At 63.4% G+C, this 6,637-nt stretch carries 4 protein-coding genes; 3 read left to right on the top strand and 1 reads right to left on the bottom strand.

The window, feature by feature from the left end; all coding sequences use genetic code 11:
- Positions 1-582: hypothetical protein (locus tag CYU89_RS16085; RefSeq protein ID WP_296282558.1), on the bottom strand; the 582-nt coding region annotated here is incomplete at its 3' end.
- On the opposite strand from CYU89_RS16085, the gene CYU89_RS16080 reads away from it, so the two are divergent.
- The 3 genes from CYU89_RS16080 (at position 574) to CYU89_RS16070 (ending at position 6,535) form a co-directional block, all read left to right on the top strand.
- Positions 574-2,286, top strand: coding sequence for a TonB-dependent receptor (locus CYU89_RS16080; protein ID WP_296282557.1), 1,713 nt, complete (start codon positions 574-576; stop codon positions 2,284-2,286). The genes CYU89_RS16085 and CYU89_RS16080 overlap by 9 nt on opposite strands.
- A gap of 126 nt (positions 2,287-2,412) precedes the next feature.
- Complete coding sequence (locus tag CYU89_RS16075; RefSeq protein WP_296282556.1) at positions 2,413-4,956, top strand: glycoside hydrolase family 3 protein; 2,544 nt, start codon at positions 2,413-2,415, stop codon at positions 4,954-4,956.
- Between the two features lie 124 nt (positions 4,957-5,080).
- A complete protein-coding gene (locus CYU89_RS16070) occupies positions 5,081-6,535 on the top strand; it encodes an MFS transporter (protein ID WP_296282555.1) in 1,455 nt (484 codons plus the stop codon).
- The last annotated feature ends 102 nt before the right edge of the window (positions 6,536-6,637 follow it).

The following is a 6,637-nucleotide window of genomic DNA, read 5'->3' as shown; positions in this document are numbered from 1 at the left end:
CATCTGACTCGTATTCATCACGGACGCCGCAACGGTCGATGCATCAACTTCTTGGTCATCGATCGACTCAACGAATAATTGGTCTTGAACCCAGTTCTGGGGACGAACAGCATCATCATCCTCGTCTGGCAACGGACGTCCGGACAATTGACACACCATGATGTTTAGATTTTGGGCCATATTGGTCGCAACGGTTCCCGACTCGGGTTCAAACCAGTAGTCTAAATTACCGTTAATGATCTCCAAAACACCCTGATCGATGTCCATAAACGGAGCGACCATTCGCTGAACCAAAACAAAGCACAGCACCACGCATAATATGATGCCACCCAAAATGAGCATCGGAATCAGCAACAGAGCAGACAACGCCTTTCGGACAACGTTCTCCTCGCTTTTAAGCACCGCAACGTAGGTCTCAGCACTCTCGTATCCGCTCAACCGCCGCCAAAGCACTCTGTATTTTTCGCCCTTAAGCTGCGCAGAGAACAAACCTTTTTCACTCTTCTTGTTGGCGACCTGCTTATTGAGCTGTGCTTCGAGGTCTGCTTCTAACGCCGGGGAAACACTCGAACTTTGCTTCAACTTACCAGAAATGAGATACGCCACATTGGCCTGCACTCGCGCCTGTTCTCGGCGGGCTGGAACAACGAGTTCAAGATCAACGACACGTGGACGCTGACCAGCGACCTCAGCTACTCGCGCGCCAAGGTCGAGGAATCGAAGCTCGAAACCTACGCGGGCCGGCTGGGGGGCGTCTCGGCCGACTTCCGCGTGCGCCTGTCGCCCGGCTACGGCTACTACGCACTGCCCGACATGTCGGATCCCTCCGCGGTCTACCTTCGCGATCCGCAGAACTGGGGTCATGACGGTCGCCTCGAGGACAGCCACCAGAAGGACGAAATGAAGGCATTCCGCGTGGCCGTCAACCACGTGATCGAGTCCTCCGACTTCCTGCGCAGCTGGGATGCCGGCTTCCATGTCAGCAAGCGCACCAAGGAGAAGAGCGCGGAGGTGTACTTCGCCGACCTGCCGGGCCGCACGCCGACACTGATCGACCCTTCGCTGCTGTCCTCGCCCACCGATCTCGGCTTCGCCGGCATGGGCCACGTCATCACCTACGACCCGCGCGCGCTGCTGTCGCGCTACTACGACGTGTACATCAGCGAGTCCAACGACGACCTGCAGAAGGACGCGATCACCGAGGAGGACGTGAAGACGTTCTACTTCAAGGCTAACCTCGACATGGACCTCACCGATACGGTGCGCCTGCGGGGCAATGCCGGCGTGCAGTACATCCGCACGGACCAGACGTCCCAAGGCGTCGTCATCCAGCAGAACGAGAACGGACAGGCACTGGTGGCGGGCACGGCGGGCGCCTCGTATGGCGACATTTTGCCCAGCCTCAACCTGGTCGCCGACTTCGGCAACGGCTGGAACCTGCGCTTCGGCGCGGCCCGCGAGATGATGCGCCCACGCATCAACGACATGGGCGCGCGCGCCAGCGTCTACGTGCAGACGTCGCAGGGCGGGCCGTCCGAATGGCGCGGCAGCGGCGGCAATCCGGCGCTGGAGCCCTATCGTGCGAACGCCTACGACCTTTCGATCGAAAAGTATTTCGGCGAAGCGAGCTATGTCGCCCTGGCGGCGTTCTACAAGGACATGGACTCGTACATCTACACGCGCGAGATTCCCTGGGACTTCTCCGGCTACGACTACGAAGGCACCCAGCCACCGGCTTCCCCCTTGGGCGTGTTCTCCACACCCGCCAATGGCACCGGTGGCTACATGCGCGGCTACGAATTCTCGACCGCGCTGGGCGGCGAGCTGCTGCACGACGCCCTCGACGGGTTCGGCCTGCTGCTGAATGCCTCGTACACGGAGTCGTCGATCGATCCCGACGGCCCGGGCATCGGATCGGGCACCGATACGTTCCCGGGCTTGTCCAAGATCGTCGCCAACGCCACGGTGTACTACGAGAAGCACGGCTTCTCGGCGCGTGTCAGCCAGCGTTTCCGCGATCCCTACCGTGGTGAGTACGGCTCGATCTTCAACCAGCGCACCTACCGCTACACGTTGAACGAACGCACCATCGACCTCCAGCTGGGCTACGACTTCCCGGAGTCGAGCCGTCTGTCGGGCCTGTCGATCCTGTTCCAGGTGAACAACGTCAACAACGAGCCCTTCCGCACCGAAGTCAGCTCCGGCACGCATCCGGACCTCTTCTTCCCGGAGGAATACACCGAGTACGGCCGCCAGTACCTGCTGGGCTTCCGCTACAAGCTGTGATCCCCGGGCCGTATTGACCATCGCCGTACCTGGCGGGACGCAGCGCAATGCCTGCGTCCCGCCGGGCTGTCACCCAGGCGCGGATCCTGTCGGGAGTTCCTGCGCGCCGCCACCAAGGAGAAGTGCGTGAATCCGATCCGAATGACCCTGCTCGGAGCCAGTCTTCTGGCCTGCATGTCGTGTACGGACAAGAAGCAACCCGAACCGGCAGCCGCCGCGGCGACACCGCGCGATGCGGCGGAACTGAAGGACTGGCCGGCGCTGAAAAGCAGCTTCGCCAAGGATGCCGCCGTGGAAGCGCGCGTGGCCGAGATCCTGGCCAGCATGACGCTGGAGCAGAAGATCGGCCAGATGGTGCAGCCTGAAATCAAGGCGATCACGCCCGCCGAAGTGCGCACGTACTACATCGGCTCGGTGCTCAATGGCGGCGGCTCCTGGCCGGCGATGAACAAGCGGGCCAAGGTGGAGGATTGGGTCAAGCTGGCGGACGCTTATTACGACGCATCCATGTCGACCGATGCGAAGATCCCCGTGCCGGTGATCTGGGGGACCGATGCCGTGCATGGCCACAGCAACGTGTACGGCGCGACCATCTTCCCGCACAACATCGGCCTGGGTGCCGCGCACGACGTCGAACTGATCGAGCGCATCGCCGAAGCCACGGGGCAGTCCACGCGTGCCACTGGCGTGACCTGGACGTTTGCCCCGACGGTCGCGGTCGCGCAGAATGCGCGCTGGGGCCGGACGTATGAAAGCTATTCCTCGCAGCCGGCATTGATCCGCGAGTACGCCGCCGCGTACGTCAAGGGCATGCAGGGCATGTTGGACAAGGACGGCAATGTCGTCGCCACTGCCAAACATTTCATCGGCGATGGCGCCACCGACGGCGGCAAGGACCAGGGCAACGCCACGGTCACGCAGTCCACGATGATCAACGTCCACGGCCAGGGCTACTACGGGGCCATCGAGGCCGGCGTGCAGACCGTCATGGCGTCGTTCAACAGCTGGAACGACGTCGCTGCCGGCAAGGACTACGGCAAGATGCATGGCGCACGCGACCTGCTGACGGTGGCGTTGAAGGACAAGATGGGCTTCGACGGGTTCGTCGTGTCGGACTGGAACGGCATCGGCCAGGTGACCGGCTGCAGCGACGACAGCTGCCCGCAGGCCATCAATGCCGGCATCGACATGGTGATGGTCCCCGACAAGTGGAAGACCTTCATCGCCAACACGATCGCGCAAGTCAAGTCAGGCGAGATTCCGCAGGCGCGCATCGACGACGCCGTCACCCGCATCCTTCGCGTCAAGCTGCGCGCACGCCTGTGGGAACACAAGCCATCCGCCAGCCAGTTCGCCGGCAAGCCGGAATCGCTGGTGCATCGCGATCTCGCACGTCGCGCTGCGCGGGAGTCGCTGGTGTTGCTGAAAAACGACGGTGCCACGCTGCCGCTGAAGAAGGGGCAGCGCGTGCTGCTGGTCGGCAAGAGCGCCGACAGCATCTCCAACCAGACCGGCGGCTGGTCGCTGACCTGGCAGGGCACCGACAACACGAATGCGGATTTCCCGAACGCCGACAGCATCGCGGCCGGCCTGCGCGAGCAACTGGGCGATGCCAACGTCGTCCTGCGCGACAGCGCCGAGGGCGTTGACCCGACCAGCTACGACGTCATCGTCGCGGCGATCGGCGAAACGCCGTATGCCGAGACCAACGGCGACATCGTGCCGTCCGATTCGATGGCCCACAGCCGGCGCCACCCCGAAGACCTGGCGGTGCTGAAGGCCGCTGCGGCGACGGGCAAGCCGGTGGTCACGGTGTTCCTGTCCGGGCGCGCGTTGTACGCCAACGACCTGATCAACCTGTCGAACAGTTTCGTCGCGGCCTGGCTGCCGGGTACGGAAGGCAAGGGCGTCACCGACGTTCTGGTAGCGGGAGCGGACGGCAAGGCGGCACACGACTTCCGCGGCAAGCTGACGTTCCCGTGGCCCGCCGTCGCCTGTCCGAAGGCGGACAGCACGCCGCAGTTCGCGTTGGACAGCGGCCTGCGCTACGGCGACACGAAGACGGTCGGCAAGCTGCCGGAAGATGCGACGGCCAGCTGTGGCGATGCAACTGCGCTGGGCATCTTCAAGCAGTCCGACATCGCGCCCTTCAGCCTCCAGATGGCGGCGGGTAATGAAGAGAAGGCGGTGGGCTCGGACATGAACACCGTCCAGCGCTGGCCACAGGCCAAGCCGGCCTTGCAGGTGGCGACCGTGCAGGTCAACACCCAGCAGGACGCGAAGGAAGTGACCTGGCTGGCGCCCGCGCGCTTCTTCGCTCGCAATCCGTCGAAGAACAACCTGGCGGCGATGGCGACCGCGCGTGGCGTGGTGCAGTTCGATGTCGTGGTGAAGCAGGCACCGACCAAGCCGGTACAGTTCACCGTCGGCTGCGGTGCGAACTGCGGCGCCAGCCTCGATCTGACCGCCACGTTCTCCGGTGATGCCATCGGCAAGAAGCAGACGGTCAAGGTGCCGCTGGCCTGCTTCGGCAAGCTCGGAGCTGACCTGACCGGTGTGGACACGCCTTTCAGCATCAGCGCCGATGCGCCGTTCGCAGCCGCTTTCACCAACATCCAGGTGGTGGCCGGTGCCGCCGACGGCGCCGATGTGGTGAAGTGCGCCCGGTAATCCAGCCACGCTCCATGGCCGCAGGGCCCCGGGGCGCGGCTGACGCAGTGCAAGTTGCAATCGCGCGGCCGCTCCGTAGGCTGGCCGCTCCGTCCGGATCCTCTTCAAGCAGGCATACCAATCCATGACCACACAAACCACCCGATGGTCGCAGTTCGGCGTGCTGATCACCGTGTTCTTCTTCTGGGGTTTCGTTGCCGCCAGCAACGACATCCTGATCCCGGTGTTCAAGAAAGCGTTCAACCTGACGCAGGCGCAGAGCCAGTACGTCGCCTTTGCGTTCTACGTGGCCTACACCGTGGGGTCCCTGATCTACGTGGCGGTCTCGAAGCTGATCGGCCTCGACCTGCTCAACAAGATCGGCTACAAGAACGGCATCTGCCTGGGACTGGTCATTTCGGCGCTCGGCACGCTGCTGTTCTATCCGGCCGCCAACACCGGCTCGTTCGGCCTGATGCTGTCGGGTCTGTTCATCGTCGGCCTTGGATTCTCGCTGCAACAGATCGCGGCCAATCCTCTGGCGATCGTCATGGGCGATCCGAAGACCGGTGCGCAGCGCCTGACGATGGCGGGCGGCATCAACAATTTCGGCACCACCATCGGCCCGCTGCTGGTCAGCCTGGCCATTTTCGGCAGCGTGCTGAGCGGCAACACTGAAGCCAGCATCGAAAGCGTCAAGACGCCGTACCTGGTGCTGGGTGTCGCCTTCATCCTGGTGGCCGTCTTCCTGAAGTTCTCCTCGGTGCCCAACCACATCGACCTGGAGAAGCTCTCCGAGACCGAGGCGCAGGACAGCAGCAAGCTGATCCACAAGAAGTCGGCGCTGGCGTATCCGCAGCTGGTGCTGGGCATGATCGCCATTTTCGTCTACGTCGGCGTCGAGGTTTCCACCATCAGCAACCTGCCGGCATATCTTGAATCGCCGGAGGGGCTGGGTCTGGATACCTCGCAGATCGCGCCGTTCGTGTCGTTGTACTGGGCCAGTTTGATGATCGGGCGCTGGGGCGGTGCGGCGGGCGCGTTCAACGTCAGTTCCGGAGCCAAGCGCTGGCTGACGCTGCTGCTGCCTTACCTGGCGTTCGGCGTATTCCTGGCCGTCAACGCCATCATGCGCCACGAGGTGTCCCAGTTCTTCGGCTACGCCGCCGTCATCGTGCTGATGATCCTGGCCACGCTGGCGAGCAAGGGCAATCCGGCGCGCATGCTGCTGTACTTCGCGTTCTGCGGCATCGCTGCACTGCTGATCGGCATGTTCACCACCGGCTGGACCAGCGTGGTGGCCTTCATCAGCGTGGGCCTGTTCTGCAGCACCATGTGGCCGTGCATCTTCGCGCTGGCCATCACCGGCCTGGGCGACAAGACCAACCAGGGCAGCAGCCTGTTGATCATGATGATCATGGGGGGCGGCTTCGTCAGCATCGCGCAGGGCGCGCTGGCCGACAAGGTCGGCATCCACTACAGCTTCATCGTCGGCGTGTTGTGCTTCGCCTACCTGGCGTACTACGCCATTGCCGCGACCCGCACACTGCGCAACCAGGGCATCGATCTGGACAAGCTGGCGGCCGGCAACGGTCATTGAGTGCATGCGCGCCGGAGAGAGGCCGGCGCGTGTCCCCAGCCACCTGGCTACTCTCCAGCCAGGTGGCTTTTCTTTTTTTTGCCTCCCCTTTGCGCCGCGGCC

Source organism: Pseudoxanthomonas sp., from assembly GCF_002863005.1.
Lineage (GTDB): Bacteria > Pseudomonadota > Gammaproteobacteria > Xanthomonadales > Xanthomonadaceae > Pseudoxanthomonas_A.
Note: the sequence above shows the minus strand (reverse complement) of the source record. Positions and strands in the feature narration are given on the sequence as shown.